Raw genomic sequence first — 20,574 nt, 5'->3', positions numbered from 1 at the left:
ATGGCTGAAACAATAAGATTAAATAAAGTATTACGCGAGTTAAACATTTCTCTGGATCGTGCTGTGGAATTTTTGGATTCCAAAGGCATCGAGATCGATAAGCGTCCGACTACTAAAATTTCTGAAGAGACCTATAAGGTGCTATCGGATGAATTTGAAACGGACGCGAACAAGAAAGTGAAGTCTCAGAAAGTAAGCGAAGCAAAGCAGAAGGAAAAAGACATGCTTCGTGAACAGCGTGAGCGCGAGCAGGAAGAAAAACAACGCGAGGAGGCTAAAAAGGAGGAGGTTATAAAAGCGTCCAAAGCGCTTTCAGGACCAAAACAAGTCGGGAAAATCGATTTGGATTCCAAAAAGCCTGAAACTAAATCTGAAGAAGAAAAGCCTGCAGAAGCTCCTAAAAAGGAGAAAGCCGAGCCTTCCGAAAAAGAAGCCAAAAAGCCCGAAGTTAAAAAGGAATCAAAACCTGAAGAAAAACCGGCGAAGGAGAAGGAAGCACAAAAGCGTATTATTGTTGATGGTGAAGCGGTTATTCCTGAAGAGAAAGTTGAAACCAAATACAAAAAACTCTCAGGACCAAAAATCGCTGGTGACAAAATTGACCTATCACAATTCAATAAACCCAAGAAAAAGAAAGAGGATAAAAAATCCGATGCTGACGATAAGAACAAGGGTAAAAAGAAGCGTCGTCGCATCAGCAAAGCCGGACCTGGTGGCAATCAGGGTAAACCGGGAAGAAACGACCGAAATAAAGGAAAGGGTCGCAGAAGTACTATAAAAGAAGAGCCTAGCGAGGAAGAAGTTAAAAAACAAGTGCGCGAAACGCTGGAGAAACTTCAGGGAAAATCCAGTAAAGGAAAAGGCGCTAAATACCGTCGTGACAAACGAGATCAACACAAAGAGCAATCTGCTCTTGATCAACAACAAGAAGCTGCAGATAGTAAAATTCTAAAAGTAACTGAATTTGTTACAGCAAGTGAGGTAGCTACCATGATGGATGTTCCTGTAACACAGGTTATCTCAGCATGTATGTCGCTTGGTATGATGGTAACCATGAACCAGCGATTAGATGCTGAAACACTTTCAATCGTGGCTGAGGAATTTGGTTATCAGGTTGAATTTGTAACAGCAGATATCGAAGAATCTATTGAAGAGGTAGAGGATAAACCGGAAGATTTAGAGCCTAGAGCTCCTATAGTAACGGTAATGGGTCACGTAGATCATGGTAAAACGTCACTTCTGGATTACATTCGTGAAGAGAACGTGATTGCCGGTGAGTCCGGAGGTATAACCCAGCACATTGGTGCCTACGGCGTAACATTAGACAACGGTCAGAAAATTGCCTTTTTAGATACACCGGGTCACGAAGCCTTTACGGCAATGCGTGCACGTGGTGCTCAGGTAACAGATATAGCCATTATTGTGGCTGCAGCCGATGATGATATCATGCCGCAAACCAAGGAGGCCATTTCGCATGCCCAGGCTGCAGGTGTACCCATTGTTTTTGCAATTAACAAAATAGATAAACCGGAAGCCAATCCAGATAAAATCAAAGAAGGTCTGGCCAATATGAATTTATTGGTAGAGGACTGGGGAGGTAAAATCCAATCCCATGATATTTCGGCAAAATTTGGTACCGGAGTTAAAGAATTATTAGAAAAAGTATTGCTTGAAGCCGAATTATTAGAGCTGAAAGCAAACCCGAATAAACCAGCTGTAGGAACCGTGGTAGAGGCCTACCTTGACAAAGGTCGGGGTTATGTTTCTACCGTTTTGGTACAAGCCGGTACATTGCACATAGGTGATTATGTATTAGCAGGACAACACAGTGGTAAGATCAAAGCCATGCAAGATGAGCGTGGTAAGGAAGTCAAAGAAGCCGGACCTTCAACGCCGGTATCTATCTTAGGACTTGATGGTGCGCCTCAGGCGGGTGATAAGTTTAATGTGTTTGAAGATGAGCGTGAAGCCAAACAGATCGCTTCGAAACGCGCTCAATTACAACGTGAGCAATCCGTAAGAACACAACGACATATTACACTAGATGAAATTGGACGACGAATTGCATTAGGTGACTTCCAGGAATTGAACATCATTCTTAAAGGTGATGTGGACGGTTCTGTGGAAGCCTTAACTGATTCCTTCCAGAAGCTTTCAACTGAAGAAATTCAGGTGAATATTCTACATAAAGGTGTTGGTGCTATTACTGAAAGTGATGTATTATTAGCATCGGCATCAGATGCCATCATTGTTGGATTTAATGTGCGTCCGGTAGGTAATGCCCGAGCGATCGCGGATAAAGAAGAAATCGATATTAGAACTTATTCAATTATCTACGACGCTATTAACGACTTGAAAGATGCCATGGAAGGTATGTTGTCGCCAGAACTTAAAGAAGAAGTTACCGGTACGGCTGAGATCCGCGAGATCTTTAAAGTTTCAAAAATTGGTAGTATTGCCGGTTGTATGGTAACCAGCGGTAAGATCATGCGTAATTCAGGTGTGCGTCTTATTCGTGATGGTGTGGTTGTTCATACCGGAGAGTTAGCTTCTTTGAAACGTTTTAAAGACGACGTAAAAGAAGTATCCAAAGGATACGATTGCGGTATGCAAATCAAGAATTTCAACGATATTAAAGAAGGTGATATTATCGAGGCTTTCCATGAAGTTGAGGTTAAAAAGAAACTGTAATTCAATACTGATATAAATAAAAAAAGCGACCCATTTAGGTCGCTTTTTTTTATGCTGTTTTTTTAGTTATTTCGGTTTGAAAATAAAGGCGTTGGAAAACTTTTTCTTGACTTCCTTTAAGGCGCGATCGGCTTCCAAACGTGTTCTAAAACTACCAATCCATGTTTTAAAATTAGGTTGCTCGTAAACCACTTTGGTGGCCCAATCCGGGAAGTTTTTTTTAAATTCTTTTTCGGCATCATAAGCTCCGGAACGATTTCCATTATATATTTGAATCTTATAGCGATCGGAATCCACATCACTCTTATTCATTTGTTTTTTCAGATTTAACAGGGTTGCAATTTTAGGATCCTGATTTACTTCTACACGTCCGGTTTGTGCGTGACAAAATTTCGGCGAAGCCAAAAACAGAAAAAAGACTAAAGCGCTAATATTCAAAGAGTAGGTTTTCATTTTAAAATTTTATTTATACAAAGTTATACGTAATTAACTAAAAAGTGGTCTTTTTTATTATTTAGAATTTATCTAAATTAGCAATTAACACTATTCTAACATTTCTAAAATCGACTTTAAGTATTACTTTTGCCTGAGATTTTATGTATGCTTTTTTATCTTTATCAAAGAAAAAATCATACCAAAGTTTAGAAGTTAATATAACTAACAATATGAAACAGGTGATTCACCGTAAATTAAGTAAAAGCATCTTTCGCGTAGCCTTAATTTCTTTACTAGCATTTACTACCGCCCTTTCAGCTCAAGAGGGTGATCCAGCAAAAGGAAAAGAATTGTTTAATGCCAATTGTGCTGCTTGTCATCAACTGGACAGAAAAATGACAGGTCCTGCACTTCGTAACATCGAGCAGCGTATTGCTGAAGATGCCGGTAAGGACAGACAATGGATCTACGATTGGATTCACAACAGTGCTGCGGTTTTAAAATCCGGCGATACTTACGCCAACAACCTGTACAACGAATACAACAAAACGGCGATGACTGCCTTCCCTCAGTTATCTGAAGCCGATATCGATAATATTTTAGCGTATACTGCGCAACCAAAACCGCAACCAGCACAACCAGCCGCTATGGCTCAAGGTGGTGGTGATGGATCAGGTATGCCATCCAACACCGGTGGTGTTTCAAATGATGTGCTGCTTGGAGCTTTGGCTATTTTATTTGCATTATTAGCTTTAGGCTTATACTCAGTGAACAAGACCTTACGTCGTTTTGCTGAAGTCCAAAATATTGAGATCGAAGAAAAACCAAAACGCAAGCCATTATGGAAAGCGTTTGTTGAGAATCAATTCTTAATGGTTGTTTTAGCGATCTTCTTCTTATTAGGTAGTGCTTATTTTGCTTACGGATGGATGATGCAGATCGGTGTTGATCAAGGCTATCAACCTGTTCAACCAATTCATTATTCTCATAGAATTCACGCTGGTGATAACGGTATTGATTGTAAATATTGTCACTCTTCAGCACGTGTGAGCAAGCACTCCGGAATTCCATCACTTAATATCTGTATGAACTGTCATAAGTCTATTTATGAGGTAGCACCGGAAACGGCTACTGAAGAATATTCTAAAGAGTTCTATGATGGTGAGATCAAGAAATTATACAAAGCCGTTGGTTGGGATGATACGAATCAACGCTACACCGGAAAAACAGAACCTGTAAAATGGGTTCAAATTCATAAGTTGCCTGATTTTGTTTACTTTAACCATTCGCAACACGTTACTGTTGGTGGTGTTGAGTGTCAAACTTGTCACGGACCTGTAGAGGAAATGGAAGTTATGTATCAATATGCACCATTAACCATGGGTTGGTGTATTAACTGTCACCGTGTAACCAACGTTAAGATGGAGGGTAACGGTTATTACGAAAAAATTCACGATGAGTTGAAGAAAAAATACGGCGTGGATGAGTTAACAGAAGCCCAAATGGGTGGATTGGAATGTGGTAGATGCCACTATTAAAAATTAATACGAAGTAATTCAATTATATCATATGTCATCAAACAAGAAATACTGGAAAAGTGTTGAGGAGCTTAACGAGAATAGCTCCATTGTTGAGACGCTAAGACAAAACGAGTTTGTAGAAGAACTTCCAACAGATGCATTTTTAGGAGATAAAGAAACTCTGGAATCTTCTTCCACAACCCGACGCGATTTCTTAAAATATGTAGGTTTCACTACGGCAGCTGCTTCATTAGCAGCCTGTGAAGGACCTGTACACAAATCGATTCCTTACGTGCAACAACCCAAAGAGATTATTCCTGGTGTTGCAAATTACTATGCTACTACAATTGCAGATGGATACGATTTTGCCAGTGTATTGGTAAAAACACGTGAGGGGCGTCCTATAAAAATTGAAAAGAATACTATGGCTGAGGCTACCGGCAATGTAAATGCCAGAGTGAATGCCTCTGTTTTAGGGTTATACGACAGTTTGCGTGTTCAAAGCCCTAAAAAAGCCGGAGAATCTATTTCTTGGGGGACATTTTTTGCCGAAACAAAAAGTAAATTAACTGATATTTCTGCGGCTAACAAACCGATTGTGTTGTTAACACAAACCTTTGCCAGTCCTTCTACAAGTAAATTGATTTCTGAATTTCAGGAAAAATACGGTAATGTTCGTCACGTAGTTTACGATACTGTTTCTGAATCAGCTACGCTTGATGCTTATGAAGCAAAATATGGTGAGCGTGCCTTACCAAATTATGACTTCTCAGAAGCAGAGGTGATCGTTTCGATTGGTGCTGATTTCTTGGCGAACTGGCAAGGTGGTGGATTTGATTCCAGCTACGCTAAAAGTCGTGTACCTCATGAAGGTAAAATGTCAAGACATATTCAGTTTGAATCAAATATGACCCTCACCGGTGGTAACGCCGATAAACGTGTGCCATTAAAACCTAGCGAACAAAAATTAGCTTTAGCTAAATTATATAGCTATGTGGTTGGTGGTTCTGTATCAGGAAGTTTACCTGAAGCGATTGATGAAGCTGTTAAAAAAGCTGCTTCACAATTAAAACGTGCAGGAAGCAAAGGCGTTGTTGTTACCGGAATTCAAGATGTTAATGCACAAACTGTTGTTTTGGAAATCAATGAGTATTTAAAAAGTACCATTTTTGATAAATCAACACCAATTTATACAAGACAAGGAAGTGACAAAGCTATGGTGGCCTTAGTTTCGGATATGAAAGCCGGAAACATTGGTGCTGTTATCATGTGCGGTGTGAATCCACTTTACTCTCTTCCAAATGCTGATGATTTTGCTGAAGGTTTAAAGAAAGCGGATCTTTCTGTAGCCTTCTCTATGAAGGCTGATGAAACAGCTTCTCAAGCAGAATATATCGCAGCAACCCCACATTTCTTAGAATCTTGGGGTGATACAGAATTGAAAAAAGGACATTATGGTTTAATGCAACCAACGATTCGTCCGTTATTTGATACAAAACAATTTCAAGATGTGATGTTGATTTGGAATGATAACCCTTCAACATATCACGATTATATTAAGGCTACCTGGGGAACTGATATTTTAGGTGGAAGTTCTTTCAATCAGGCTTTACACGATGGTGTTTACATGGGAACCATCGCTACCGAAACACCTGAAACAGCAGAGGCTTCAGATGTAGAAGAAACAACTTCTATGGCCATGGGTGACGCAGCACGTGCTTTAGCAGCATCTGCAAAAGCATCCGGAGGTTTAGAGTTAACCTTATATACTAAAGTAGGTATGGGTGATGGTAGACAAGCCAACAACCCATGGTTGCAAGAATTCCCTGATCCTATTACCAGAACGTCATGGGATAACTATTTAACCGTTTCCAAATACGACGCTGATGCGCTTCAGTTGGAAAACAGACACGTATCAAACGGTGCGTTGAATGGTAGCTATGCGAATGTTACTGTTAATGGAACAACCTTAAAAGTACCCGTAATTATTCAACCGGGTCAGGCCAGAGGTTCTGTAGGCCTAGCTTTAGGGTACGGAAGAACATCTACCGGGATGAAAGATGAAATGAAAACCGGTGTTAACGCTTATAAATTCTATCAAAACTTCGATACGATTCAGGATGCCACTGTTGGTTTAGCTGATGGTGAGCATGAGTTTGCTTCTGTTCAGTTACAAAATACCATGGCTGGTCGTGAGGATATCATCAAGGAAACAACCCTTGAGATCTTCAATACGAAAGACAAGCATTACTGGAATGAAGTAGAACAAGTGAGTTACGATCATAACGAAATTTCTGTTCGCGACAAGAATGCAAACATTTGGGTAGATTTCGATCGCTCTGTACAGCCGCATTTCAATCTGTCTATCGACTTGAACGCTTGTACGGGTTGTGGTGCTTGTGTTATTGCGTGTCACTCAGAGAACAACGTTCCTGTAGTAGGTAAACGTGAAGTACGTAAATTTAGAGATATGCACTGGTTGCGTATCGACCGTTACTATTCTTCTAACGACACCTTTAAGGAAGAACAAGAAGATCTTGAAAATTTAAAACCTTTTGAAGGTTATTCTAAGGTTGAAATTGAATCTTACGATAACCCTGAGGTAGCTTTCCAACCTGTAATGTGTCAGCACTGTAACCACGCACCGTGTGAAACGGTATGTCCGGTAGCAGCAACATCTCATGGTCGTCAAGGTCAGAACCAAATGATCTATAACCGTTGTATTGGTACACGTTACTGTGCTAACAACTGTCCTTATAAAGTACGTCGTTTCAACTGGTTCTTATACAGTGAGAACGATGAGTTTGATTACTACATGAACGATGATTTAGGACGTATGGTGTTGAATCCTGATGTTGTAGTGCGTTCAAGAGGTGTTATGGAGAAATGTTCTATGTGTATCCAAAAAACACAAAAAACCATTTTAGATGCGAAACGCGAAGGTCGTGAAGTTAAAGATGGTGAATTCCAAACCGCCTGTTCGGCAGCTTGTAACAATGGTGCTATGGTATTTGGAGATGTAAACAACAAAGAGGCTAAGATTGTGGAGAAATTACACGACGATAGAATGTATCATCTATTGGAAGGTATTGGCACCAAACCTAATGTTATGTATCAGGTGATGGTGAAAAACACCACAGAATCATAAAAATTTGAATTAAGATAATTATTTAAAATATGTCGTCACATTACGAAGCACCTATAAGAGAACCATTAGTTAGTGGGGAGAAGTCATATCATGACATAAGTCTTGATGTTGGTGCCCCGGTATTGGGAAAAGCAAACAAATCGTGGTGGATAGTTTTTAGTATTGCCCTGGCTGCTTTTCTATGGGGAGTAGGATGTATTATCTACACCATATCTACAGGTATTGGAGTATGGGGATTGAACAAAACCATCAACTGGGCCTGGGATATTACCAACTTCGTTTGGTGGGTAGGTATTGGTCACGCCGGAACCCTGATTTCTGCTGTACTCTTATTATTCCGTCAAAAATGGAGAATGGCCGTTAACCGTTCTGCCGAGGCTATGACCATCTTTGCCGTAGTTCAAGCCGGTTTATTCCCGATCATTCACATGGGTCGCCCCTGGTTAGCCTATTGGGTACTACCAATTCCAAACCAATTTGGATCCTTATGGGTGAACTTTAACTCGCCATTGCTTTGGGACGTATTTGCGATCTCAACGTATTTATCAGTTTCATTGGTATTCTGGTGGACAGGTTTATTACCGGATTTCGCAATGATTCGAGATCGTGCGGTAAAACCATTTCAAAAGAAAATATATACCCTGTTAAGTTTCGGTTGGTCCGGTCGAGCTAAAGATTGGCAGCGTTTCGAAGAAGTATCTTTGGTATTAGCAGGTTTGGCAACACCATTAGTACTTTCTGTGCATACAATTGTATCCTTCGACTTCGCCACGTCGGTAGTACCAGGATGGCACTCCACGATTTTCCCACCGTACTTCGTGGCCGGAGCGATTTTCTCAGGATTCGCCATGGTACAAACGCTATTGATTGTTATGCGTAAGGTATCCAATCTGGAAGACTATATCACACTACTTCATATTGAATACATGAATAAGGTGATTATCTTAACCGGAGGTATTGTATCGATTGCTTACGGAACAGAATATTTTATCGGATGGTATTCCGGTAACCCTTATGAAAATTATACGTATCTGTCTTATGGTGCTGCAACCGGTCCTTACTGGTGGGCATTCTGGGCATTGATTACCTGTAACTTCATTGTGCCCTTAACACTATGGGTTAAAAAATGGAGACGAAACATTATGTGGACCTTCGTTGTTGCCTTGATTATTAACATTGGGATGTGGTTTGAGCGTTTCAATATTATTGTGATCGACTTGAGTAAAGGTCGTGAACCTTCAGGATGGGCGATGTTCCAACCAACCTTCGTAGATGTTGGTATCTTTATTGGAACCATAGGATTCTTCTTTGTATTATTCTTATTATATGCAAGAACCTTCCCAACGATTGCTCAGGCAGAGGTTAAAACGATTTTAAAATCCTCAGGAGCACGTTACAAAAGATTACGTGAAGAAGGGAAAAGTTTGGAAGGTACAGCAACTGATAAACGTACTTCAGAAATTGATACGTTCAGTGGTGTATCACAACATAAACACTCGGGTGAAATTGCCTTGTTGGTAGAAAGATTAGGAGCTTTCGATCCGGAGACAGAGAAAAAAGACGATCTGATGAAGATTAATGGTATCGGACCGAAATCGGCCGTTCATTTAAATGATATGGGCATTTATTCCTATAAGCAGATCGCTAAAATGACCAAAAAAGAATACGACTTGTTTGATTCTATAACAGGAGCTTTAAAAGGAAAAGCAGAACGTGAAGATTGGGCAGGACAAGCTAAAAAATTATTAAACGAATAGTAGTATGGAAGAATCTTCAAAAGTTATACACGCTATTTATACTGATGACGATATCTTGATGTCAGCTGTAAAAAAAGTTAAGGCAGCAAAGTATCACATCGAAGAGGTGTTCACACCATTTCCGGTTCACGGATTAGATAAAGCTATGGGGCTTGCGCCAACACGTATTGCTATCACCTCGTTTTTATATGGAATAACAGGTTTAACTGTAGCCGTTGTGATGATGAACTATATGATGATTCAGGATTGGCCACAAGATATTGGTGGAAAACCTAGTTTTAGTTTTCATCATAATATGCCTGCTTTCATTCCTATTATGTTTGAACTTACGGTATTTTTTGCCGCCCACTTAATGGTAATCACATTTTATTTAAGAAGTAAAATCTGGCCATTCAGAAAGCCACAAAATCCGGATCCGAGAACAACAGATGATCATTTTTTAATGGAAATAGCTGTTCACGGAGATGGTAAGGATCTTCAAAAATTATTGAAAGAAACCGGTGCCGTAGAAATTAATTTAGTAGACAAAGCCCATTAATAATTATATGAAAAGCTTAATTAAAATATCCGTAGTAATAGTAGCATTAGTTAGCTTCGTATCATGTAAAAATGACAGACAGCCTAACTATCAATATATGCCTAACATGTACGAACCTGTACCTTATGAGGCTTATAGTGAATCGAAAGCTTTTGCAACCGGCTGGGAGGCACAACAACCTGTAGACGGAACCATTCCAAGAGGACATAGTCTTTACGAATACCCGGATACCGCACAAGGCTATTTAATGGCAAAGGAAAACCTTAAAAGCCCATTAGACTCTACTATGGTAGATATGAAAAAAGGTGAAGAATTGTTCAATATTTATTGTGCGATTTGTCATGGAAATAAAGGAAATGGTAAAGGTAAATTGGTACAACGTGAAAAGATTTTAGGGGTACCAAGTTATGACGATGCCGGACGCGCCATTACTGAAGGTAGTGTTTACCACGTCATTTATTACGGAAAGAACGCCATGGGAAGTTATGCTAACCAACTTAATGAAAAAGAGCGTTGGGAAGTAGTAGCCCATGTCATGGAATTAAAAAAAGCACTTGAAGCCTCGGCAAAATAGTGCCTAAACGATAAAAGAATAACCTGCATTATATATTAAAAGTATGTACAAGCTATCTGGTAATTTAAAAGTATTTTCAATCATTCTAATGGTATTAGGACTTGCCGGTCTAACCTACGGATTTTTAGACACCCCTAAGACGGTTGATGATGTGAAAGAAATTTTGGCTGCTCAGGAAAGTCATCATGAAGAAGGCGCAGCTATGGCTGAGCATGGAGACACTCACAAAGAATCCTTTGTAGATGAAGCCCGTGGCGAAGCAGGTTATTCTGCACATGCCATGGAAAAGCATGAGAAGCTAATGGATGAAGAACACGGTGGGAACCACATGGAACATGTATTACATCAAATGCAAACCAAACCATGGTCGGCCACTTTAGTATCTGCCTTTTTCTTCTTTATGATCGCCTTAGGAGCTTTGGTATTCTATGCCATTCAATACGCTTCTTCGGCAGGATGGTCACCCGTATTATTTAGGGTTATCGAGGGTATAACAAGCTATTTGTTACCGGGATCTATTATTGTTGTTGCTATTATTTTACTAGCAGGAACGCACTTTTTCCCCTGGCAAGACCATGAACTGGTAGCAGAAGACAAAATATTACAAGCCAAATCCGGCTATCTGAATTTTCCATTCTTTGTAATCCGTGCCGTGTTGTACTTATTAGGCTGGAATTTATACCGCTATTTCTCAAGAAAGAATGCATTACAAGAATCTTCAGGAGATTTGAATCCTTATAAAAAGAACTTCAAGATTTCTGTGTACTTCCTGGTATTCTTTATCATTACAGAATCTATGATGGCCTGGGATTGGTTCATGTCTATGACGCCGCACTGGTATAGTACTTTATTTGCATGGTATGTATTTGCAAGTATGTTCGTATCTGCAATTACGGTGATCGCGATGGTAACCATATTCTTAAAATCAAAAGGGTTGGTGCCGTTTATCAATGACAGCCATTTACATGATTTAGCTAAATTTATGTTTGCATTCAGTATTTTCTGGACGTACTTATGGTTTGATCAATTCATGTTGATCTGGTATGCGAATATGCCTGAAGAGGTGGTTTACTTTGTAATGCGAATTCAGGAGTATAACGGACTGTTCTTTGGTATGTTGATATTGAATTTCGTATTCCCTATCCTCATTCTTATGAATAGTGATTACAAACGTATACCCTGGTTTGTGATGTTGGGAGGTATTGCCATATTAGTAGGACATTACATCGATATTTACCTTCTTGTAATGCCTTCAACTGTAGGACTCAATTGGTCTTTTGGCGTAACAGAAATTTCTAGTATCCTATTCTTCTTAGGGTTGTTCATACTCGTGGTAGGAACAGGATTATCAAAAGTAAAATTACAACCGGAAGGAAATCCATTCATTAAGGAAAGTGAAGGATTCCATTATTAATTAAGATATTAAATAAAGACGAACGATAACAATGACTGCTTTATTAACAATTATAGTTTTAGTAAGTATCCTAATTGCCATATGGCAAATGGTGAAGATTTTTGATTTATCAAAAGCTAAAACTGAAAACGCTGGAGTTGCAACCGATAAAGATAATTCGGTAAATGGATATTTGATGATGGGCTTTTTAGTATTCATCTATGTCATTACCATTATTTCCTTCGTGAAATGGGGAGATTTACCATTATTATCTAACTCGGCATCTGCACACGGACCTACTATCGACCGTTTGATGATCATCACCTTAATTGTGATCTTCTTTGTGCAAACCGTAACCCAATTCTTATTACATTACTTTGCTTATAAATATAAAGGTGAAAAGGGTAAAAAGGCTTTATTCTTTGCCGATAACAATAAGTTAGAAGCGATTTGGACCATCATCCCGGTAATTGTTTTGGCAGGTTTGATCATTTACGGATTAAATACCTGGATTAATATCATGGGTGTTGACGAGAGTGATGATCCTATGGTTATCGAACTCTATGCACAACAGTTCAATTGGACCGCACGTTATGGTGGCGAAGACAATACGTTGGGTAAAGCAAATGTTCGCTTAATTGATATCGATCGTGCTAATATTTTAGGTTTGGATGAAGCTGATCCGAATGCGGCAGACGATGTTATAACCAAGGAATTACACTTACCTGTTGGGCGCCCAATTTTATTCAAAATGCGTTCACAAGATGTTTTACACTCGGCATATATGCCACACTTTAGAGCACAGATGAACTGTGTTCCGGGTATGATCACACAATTTGGATTTACGCCAACAGTAACTACGGAGGAGATGCGTTTGCGTCCGGAAATTGTTGAAAAAGTAAAACACATTAACGAGATCCGTAATAATAAAAGTAAAGAACTGGCCGCTAAAGGAGAAGCCCCTTTAGACCGTTATGAGTTTAATTATTTGTTGCTTTGTAACAAGATTTGTGGAAAATCACATTACAACATGCAAATGAAAATTGTTGTAGAATCTCAGGAAGATTTTGATGCCTGGATGAAAGAGCAAACTAAATTTAAAAACTCACTAATTAACTAATAAAAGAAAAAACGAGATAGATTATGTCAGCACACGCAGATACTCACGCTCACGACGATCACGGGCATCATCATAAAGAAACATTCGTGACTAAATATATTTTTAGTCAGGATCACAAAATGATTGCCAAGCAGTACCTGATCACGGGTACCATTATGGGTGTTATTGGTGTATTAATGTCTATGATGATGCGTATTCAGTTAGCATGGCCTGAACAACCTAATGTGATTTTTGAAGCGCTTCTTGGGAAATGGGCTCCTGATGGGGTTATGGATGCTGAAATTTATTTAGCATTAGTAACCATTCACGGAACCATCATGGTGTTCTTTGTATTAACAGCAGGATTAAGTGGTACATTCAGTAACCTCCTAATTCCGTTGCAAATCGGAGCACGTGATATGGCCTCAGGATTCTTGAATATGGTCTCCTACTGGTTGTTCTTCACCTCCAGTTTGGTTATGGTGATCTCTTTATTCGTTGAAACTGGACCTGCTGCTGCAGGTTGGACGATATATCCACCGTTAAGTGCATTGCCTATGGCGCAAAGTGGTTCGGGAACAGGTATGACCTTATGGCTCGTATCTATGGCTATCTTTATTGCCTCATCTTTATTGGGATCATTAAACTATATCGTAACAGTTATCAACTTAAGAACCAAGGGTATGTCGATGACCAGATTACCGCTTACCATTTGGGCGTTCTTTATTACAGCTGTAATCGGTGTTATTTCATTCCCGGTATTATTATCTGCTGCCTTATTATTAATTATGGATAGAAGTTTTGGTACATCATTCTTCTTATCCGATATTTTTATTCAAGGTGATGTCTTGCATTATCAAGGTGGATCACCGGTATTATTTGAACACTTATTCTGGTTTTTAGGACATCCGGAGGTATATATTGTTATTTTGCCTGCGATGGGATTAGTATCAGAAATTATGGCATCAAACTCAAGAAAACCTATTTTTGGTTACAGAGCCATGATCGCCTCAATTTTAGCGATCGCATTCTTGTCTACCATTGTTTGGGGTCACCATATGTTCGTTTCCGGAATGAATCCATTTTTAGGATCAGTATTTACATTTACAACCCTTTTAATTGCCATACCTTCTGCGGTAAAAGCTTTTAACTGGATAACAACCTTGTGGAAGGGGAATTTGCAATTGAACCCTGCCATGCTATTCTCCATCGGTTTTGTATCAACATTCATTACTGGTGGTTTAACAGGAATTATTTTGGGAGATAGTGCTCTGGATATTAACGTTCACGATACGTATTTTGTAGTAGCGCACTTTCACCTGGTAATGGGTATTTCAGCCTTGTACGGAATGTTTGCTGGTATTTACCACTGGTATCCTAAACTATTTGGTAGAATGCTTAATAAGAATTTGGGATATATACATTTCTGGGTTACTGCAGTTTGTGCTTACGGGGTATTCTTCCCAATGCACTTTATAGGAATGGCAGGTTTACCACGTCGTTATTATACCAATTCGAATTTCCCATTGTTTGATGACATAGCCAATGTTAATGTTGTAATTACAACATTCGCATTAATAGGAGGGGTGGTTCAAATTCTTTATTTATGGAATTTCTTCGGAAGTATTTTCTATGGTAAGAAAGCACCACAAAACCCTTGGAAGTCTACAACATTAGAATGGACAGCACCTGTGAAACACATACACGGTAACTGGCCAGGTGAAATTCCTCATGTACATCGTTGGGCTTATGATTATAGTAAACCCGGACATGATGAAGATTTCGTACCTCAGAATGTGCCATTAAAAGAGGGAGAAGAAGAATTACATCATTAGCATAAAAATGCATGAAATAATATTAAAAAGCCTTTCTAGAACAGAAAGGCTTTTTGTTTATATTTGTGTAGTATGAATGAAAACCTAGATCCTTCAAATCAAAATTTTTCTCCGGAAGATCTTGATGTAGAAAAAAAATTACGGCCCTTATCCTTTGATGATTTTACAGGCCAGGATCAGGTATTGGAAAATCTTCAGATCTTTGTTCAGGCAGCTAATTTGAGAAGCGAAGCTTTGGATCACACCCTGTTTCACGGTCCTCCTGGATTAGGAAAAACCACCTTGGCACACATCCTTGCTCAGGAATTAAATGTAGGTATAAAAGTAACTTCTGGTCCGGTTTTAGATAAACCGGGCGATCTTGCCGGCTTACTTACCAATCTCGAAGAACGTGATGTTTTATTTATCGATGAAATCCATCGGTTAAGTCCGATTGTTGAGGAATATTTGTACTCTGCTATGGAGGATTACAAGATCGACATTATGATCGAAACCGGTCCAAACGCACGTACCGTACAGATCAATCTGAATCCTTTTACGCTGGTTGGTGCAACTACTCGCTCCGGATTGTTAACCTCACCGATGCGCGCCCGCTTTGGAATACAAAGTCGTTTACAGTATTATAATACCGAATTACTAACTTCAATTTTAGAACGTAGCGCCGGGATATTAGATGTTCCTATTTCTATGGAAGCCGCTATTGAAATTGCTGGAAGAAGCCGCGGTACACCGCGAATAGCTAACGCCTTATTACGACGTGTTCGTGATTTTGCGCAGATCAAAGGTGATGGAAAAATCGATATTAAGATCGCCAAGTATGCCCTGGAAGCCTTAAATGTCGATGCTCATGGCCTGGACGACATGGATAATAAAATACTTTCCACCATTATAGACAAATTTAAAGGCGGTCCCGTTGGCATTACCACCATTGCCACAGCCGTTAGTGAAAGTCCTGAAACCATTGAGGAAGTATACGAACCCTTTTTAATACAACAAGGGTTCATAATGAGAACACCTCGAGGACGTGAAGTGACTGAGCAAGCCTATAAGCACCTTGGTAAAATAAAAGGTGATATTCAAGGCGGCCTATTTTAAAATAGTATTCTTTTGGCCCAAAGGCCTATTAATTTTATACCCAAATCCATGAACAAAAAGAACATTCCTACGGTGTCTTCTTGGGAGTTTTTAATGAACTCTTACAAGATTATTAAAAACCCGCTTCCTTTTCACCTTAAAAAGTTTAAAACATTAGGAGAAAATTTCAAAGTTAAAGCTATTTCTGTTGAGGCTTTATTTTCCCGAGATGTTGATTTAGCAGATTACGTACTTAAAAAAAATCAAAAAAATTATACTAAAACAAAAGTACAAACGGAGAACCTGTCACAATATGTTGGGAAGGGTTTATTAACATCTGAAGGTGAGCACTGGCGAAAACAACGAAAGCTTATTCAACCGGCCTTTCACAAAAAACAATTAATTCATTTGCTGGAATCTATTGAGGACGCTATTATATCAGAATTCAAAAATATTGAAGAGGAGAAACTAACAAATATATTTCCCATTCTCAATGATCTGGCTTTTAATACTGTTGTGCAATCTTTATTCAGTAATGCCGCAAATCCAAAACAGATAAAACGTTTGCAATGGATTACAGAAAATATTCAAAAACGATTTATCAAAGAATTACGCCAACCTTATTTAGCCTGGTGGTTTCATTTGAGCGGTTCTAAAGATCGACAATTGAATTTAAGTGAAGAGTCAAGAGACATTTTGCGACACATTGCTGACGAACGGCGGGCATCCAAAAAGTCCTATGGAGATTTATTAGATATGCTCTTAGAATCAAAATATGATGATGGATCATCTATGGATGAAGAACAACTTATTGATGAACTGTTGATTATTTTTATTGCCGGTCATGAAACCACCTCGAATGTGTTGACATTTACCTTTCAGTTATTGGCAAAACATCCGGAATGGCAAGAGGTTATTTACCAGGAATTTCAACAAAACAAAATGAAATCCAACGATCTCATGGGGGAAATTATGGCATCGAAAAACTGCCAGCAAGTTATTGAGGAAGCCATGCGTTTATTTCCTCCCGCTTATATAATTGATCGGGTTAATTTAGAACCGGATAAGTTCAAGGATATGGATATTCCTTTAGATTCAAATATCCTGATTCATGTTTATGCAATCCACAGACATCCGGATTTATGGGACAATCCCAATGATTTTCATCCAGAACGTTTTGATGAAGGCGGACAAAAATTTTCGTCTCAATACTTTCCATTTGGTGCAGGGCCCAGAAAATGTATTGGAAATAATTTTGCTATGTTCGAAATGATCCTGGCGGTCAATCATCTGGTTAAAACCTATAAACTCTATCCTGAATTTGACGAAATAGCCGTCAATCCCCTGATAACTTTAAAACCTAAAAATGGATTTTTACGATTTGAAAAGCGTTGATCAATGGTTATAAAGAACACTAAAAACATGGGCGCTTCTTTTTTATAACCCTCTGAAATTCCGAAGGTTGGATTATTTTTAGTATATTTAATACAGAAAATTCCCAATACATTTAATAAAAACAGGTATGCCACTGTATATGGACTTACATATTGGTCAGGGTTTAACTGCCGAGGATGTAGCCAAAGCTCATCAGTTGGATTTGGAAATCCAGGACGAATTCAAATGTAATTGTCTCACTTATTGGTTCGATCAGGAGAGGAATAATGTATTCTGTTTAATTGAGGCACCCAGTAAAGAGGCTGCCGTAGCTTTACATAATGCCGCTCATGAACAATTACCGGACGAGATCATTGAGGTTGATAAGCGCATAGTAAAAGCCTTTTTAGGAAGAATTATGGATCCTCAGGTGGTCGATTACATGATTGATAGTAAAATAAAAGTATACAACGATCCTGCTTTTCGGGTTATTTTCATGGTTTCTGTAGTTAATAAACCTATAGTACTTCACAAATTAGGACGTGAAAAAGCAGAGGAACTTCTAAAACAAAATAAGAACAAGATTTTAGAAATTATTAAAAATCATGGCGGTGTTACAGCAGATTCTGTTTCAAATAAACTCATTGGCACTTTCGAATCTCCCAAAAATACCTATCAGTGTGCCATGGATATTCAAAATGAATTAGCCGCTTTTTCTAAAGATTTAAATCTTAAAATGGCTATACATGCCGGTAACCCTGTTGATGGAGATACTGAGCTATTTGGCTCCACATTGAAGTGTCTTGAATTTATTTGTTCGGGATTCAAATATGGTTCATTGGTTATCTCAAATACGGTATATAATTTGATTCAGGCTGAAGACCTAATGATCGACAAAACCAAAGTAAATTTATTATCCAAACAAGAAGAGGAATTCATAAAAAAATTGATAAAAGTCCTTTTCACGCATTGGGTAAATTCTGATTTTGATGTAGAATATCTTGGCAAAGAGCTTTTGTTGAGTAATTCCCAGTTATACCGAAAATGTAAAAATATCCTTAACAAATCTCCAAATCAATTATTAAGGGATTTTAGATTAAATCAGGCCCTTTTTATATTGGAATCTTCCCATAAAACCATCTCAGAAATCGCTTTCGATTCCGGGTTTAATAATCCTTCATATTTTACTAAATGCTTCCAGAAAAACTTTGGGATGAAGCCTTTAGAGTTCAAAAATTTAGCTTCACTAAAATAACAAAGTGTCATTTTTGTTGCATTCTTTGGGTGATTTGTTCAAGTCTAAATAATTGAAATAATGTAATTTAGATGTATTCAAGAGGCTATTTAAACCGTCGTTAATCTGCAGAAGTGTTTTATATTCCTCTTTTCGATCCGGGCATTCCAAATTGTGGAATACCAATGTTTCCCTATGAGCATTATTGATAGTACTGTGTAGCAATCAAAGTCAAACTAAAACCACTTAATCATGAAAAAATTAATAATTATGTCCTTCCTAATACTAGGGACGATGTTAGCACTATCCTGCTCCAATCAAGATATTTTAACGGAAGCTCCACCCGATGAAAATAATTTGGGCGATGTAAACCATTCTGTTAATGGAGAAACCTTACAAGCTGAGCTCAATTTTTTAGAAATTAAAACTATTGCCTACAACAGGTTTACCGTAGCCTTATCAAGAGGTTATGATACAGATCTAACCGGATATGTTCCTAATATGGGTCATCACTTTGCCAATATGGATTTGGTAGATGGCATTTTCGATTTGGATAAACCTGAAACTTTACTTTACGTGCCGGATACGGAGGGTAATATGCAGTTTGTTGGCGTAGAGTATTTAATTCTTAGAGAGGCTTTAGAGGATCCTAATACACCACCCGAAGGTTTTACCGGCAGTGAAGACGACTGGGAGATCGTAGGACCATTTTGGACCTTACATGTTTGGATTGCCTTAGATAATCCCGATGGAATTTTCGCCCACGAGAATCCAAATGTTCCTGCTGAATCTCCTGCCGGTTAAAAATATTATTAGCTATTTAATCATATTATCAGTTAGTAATTATTTGAATAAGCAGAAAAAACCGAAGTTTTATACTTCGGTTTTTTTGTACACGGAATTTAAAATCGTAGAATCTAATATTGTACTTTCGTATTAATAGAAGTAATTTGAATTCCAAAGAAAAATATACCCAGCTTATAAAAGCCGAAGCCAAACGCCTTGGCTTTTTATCTTGTGGAATAAGCAAAGCCGGGTTTTTAGAAAATGAAGCGCCACGATTGGAACGCTGGTTGAAAAATAATGCCCATGGTAAAATGCACTACATGGAAAATCATTTCGATAAGCGTTTGGATCCCACCAAATTGGTTGAGGACTCTAAAAGCGTAGTCTCATTACTACTAAATTATTTTCCTGCGGAAGAACAAAAAGATAAAACGGCCCCAAAAATCAGCAAATATGCTTACGGAACCGATTACCACTTTGTTATAAAAGATAAATTAAAGACCCTTTTACAATTTATACAAACCGAAATAGGCGAGGTGCATGGTCGTGCTTTTGTAGATTCAGCGCCGGTTCTCGATAAAGCCTGGGCTGCAAAATCTGGCTTGGGTTGGATCGGGAAACACAGTAACCTGCTCACTCAAAAGGTAGGTTCATTTTACTTTATTGCAGAATTGATTATCGATCTTGAACTGCACTATGATACACCGGTAACCGATCATTGTGGATCCTGCACAGCATGTATCGATGCTTGCCCAACCGAAGCTATCATAGAACCATATGTCGTTGACGGCAGTAAATGCATTTCCTATCTTACTATTGAATTAAAGGACAATATACCAACGTCTTTTAAAGGCAAAATGGACAACTGGATGTTTGGTTGCGATGTGTGTCAGGATGTTTGTCCATGGAATCGTTTTTCTAAATCGCATCGGGAACCGTTGTTCGATCCGCATCCAGATCTGCTCAAAATGACTAAAAAAGATTGGGAGGAAATTACCGAGGATACCTTCAAAAAGGTATTTAAAAAGTCGGCCGTAAAGCGTACTAAATATTCCGGTTTAAAAAGAAACATCAAATTCCTAAAAGATTAAGGTTATCCTTAGTTAGATTACTATA

The 20,574-nt window shown here is 38.6% G+C and carries 15 protein-coding genes; 14 read left to right on the top strand and 1 reads right to left on the bottom strand.

Annotation, left to right across the window (positions count from 1 at the left end):
- Complete coding sequence (gene infB, locus ABD682_RS01660) at positions 1 to 2,691, top strand: translation initiation factor IF-2 (RefSeq protein ID WP_344738316.1); 2,691 nt, start codon at positions 1 to 3, stop codon at positions 2,689 to 2,691.
- Positions 2,692 to 2,757: 66 nt separating this feature from the next.
- Here infB and ABD682_RS01655 read toward each other — a convergent pair whose 3' ends face one another.
- Positions 2,758 to 3,144, bottom strand: coding sequence for an SPOR domain-containing protein (locus ABD682_RS01655; protein ID WP_344738314.1), 387 nt, complete (start codon positions 3,142 to 3,144; stop codon positions 2,758 to 2,760).
- A 212-nt stretch (positions 3,145 to 3,356) separates the two neighbouring features.
- Between ABD682_RS01655 and ABD682_RS01650 the strand changes: the two genes are divergently transcribed.
- From ABD682_RS01650 to queG, 13 genes are all read left to right on the top strand, one after another.
- Positions 3,357 to 4,664 carry a c-type cytochrome gene (locus tag ABD682_RS01650; RefSeq protein WP_344738311.1) on the top strand — a complete coding sequence of 436 codons (1,308 nt, stop codon included), beginning with the start codon at positions 3,357 to 3,359 and terminating at the stop codon, positions 4,662 to 4,664.
- A 31-nt stretch (positions 4,665 to 4,695) separates the two neighbouring features.
- A complete protein-coding gene (locus ABD682_RS01645; RefSeq protein ID WP_344738308.1) occupies positions 4,696 to 7,794 on the top strand; it encodes a TAT-variant-translocated molybdopterin oxidoreductase in 3,099 nt (1,032 codons plus the stop codon).
- A 29-nt stretch (positions 7,795 to 7,823) separates the two neighbouring features.
- Entirely contained in the window at positions 7,824 to 9,551 is a 1,728-nt protein-coding gene (nrfD, locus tag ABD682_RS01640) for an NrfD/PsrC family molybdoenzyme membrane anchor subunit (protein WP_344738306.1), read from the top strand.
- A 4-nt stretch (positions 9,552 to 9,555) separates the two neighbouring features.
- Positions 9,556 to 10,089 carry a DUF3341 domain-containing protein gene (locus tag ABD682_RS01635; RefSeq protein WP_344738304.1) on the top strand — a complete coding sequence of 178 codons (534 nt, stop codon included), beginning with the start codon at positions 9,556 to 9,558 and terminating at the stop codon, positions 10,087 to 10,089.
- Between the two features lie 106 nt (positions 10,090 to 10,195).
- Positions 10,196 to 10,663 (top strand): c-type cytochrome, encoded by a 468-nt coding sequence (locus ABD682_RS01630; protein WP_344738302.1) that lies wholly within the window; start codon positions 10,196 to 10,198, stop codon positions 10,661 to 10,663.
- Positions 10,664 to 10,706: 43 nt separating this feature from the next.
- Entirely contained in the window at positions 10,707 to 12,077 is a 1,371-nt protein-coding gene (locus ABD682_RS01625; protein WP_344738300.1) for a quinol:cytochrome C oxidoreductase, read from the top strand.
- A gap of 31 nt (positions 12,078 to 12,108) precedes the next feature.
- Positions 12,109 to 13,176: a cytochrome c oxidase subunit II gene (locus ABD682_RS01620; RefSeq protein WP_344738298.1), complete on the top strand. Its 1,068-nt coding sequence runs from the start codon at positions 12,109 to 12,111 to the stop codon at positions 13,174 to 13,176.
- Positions 13,177 to 13,199: 23 nt separating this feature from the next.
- On the top strand, positions 13,200 to 14,990 hold the full coding sequence (locus tag ABD682_RS01615; RefSeq protein WP_344738296.1) for a cytochrome c oxidase subunit I: 1,791 nt from the start codon (positions 13,200 to 13,202) through the stop codon (positions 14,988 to 14,990).
- 72 nt (positions 14,991 to 15,062) lie between these two features.
- A complete protein-coding gene (gene ruvB / locus ABD682_RS01610) occupies positions 15,063 to 16,085 on the top strand; it encodes a Holliday junction branch migration DNA helicase RuvB (protein WP_344738294.1) in 1,023 nt (340 codons plus the stop codon).
- Positions 16,086 to 16,133: 48 nt separating this feature from the next.
- On the top strand, positions 16,134 to 17,459 hold the full coding sequence (locus ABD682_RS01605) for a cytochrome P450 (protein ID WP_344738291.1): 1,326 nt from the start codon (positions 16,134 to 16,136) through the stop codon (positions 17,457 to 17,459).
- Between the two features lie 127 nt (positions 17,460 to 17,586).
- On the top strand, positions 17,587 to 18,693 hold the full coding sequence (locus ABD682_RS01600; RefSeq protein WP_344738288.1) for a nickel-binding protein: 1,107 nt from the start codon (positions 17,587 to 17,589) through the stop codon (positions 18,691 to 18,693).
- 231 nt (positions 18,694 to 18,924) lie between these two features.
- Positions 18,925 to 19,476 carry a hypothetical protein gene (locus tag ABD682_RS01595; RefSeq protein WP_344738286.1) on the top strand — a complete coding sequence of 184 codons (552 nt, stop codon included), beginning with the start codon at positions 18,925 to 18,927 and terminating at the stop codon, positions 19,474 to 19,476.
- 146 nt (positions 19,477 to 19,622) lie between these two features.
- Positions 19,623 to 20,549, top strand: a complete 927-nt coding sequence (gene queG, locus ABD682_RS01590; protein ID WP_344738284.1) for a tRNA epoxyqueuosine(34) reductase QueG — start codon at positions 19,623 to 19,625, stop codon at positions 20,547 to 20,549.
- The last annotated feature ends 25 nt before the right edge of the window (positions 20,550 to 20,574 follow it).

This window comes from Gaetbulibacter aestuarii, from assembly GCF_039537665.1.
Taxonomy (GTDB): domain Bacteria; phylum Bacteroidota; class Bacteroidia; order Flavobacteriales; family Flavobacteriaceae; genus Gaetbulibacter_A; species Gaetbulibacter_A aestuarii.
Note: the sequence above shows the minus strand (reverse complement) of the source record. Positions and strands in the feature narration are given on the sequence as shown.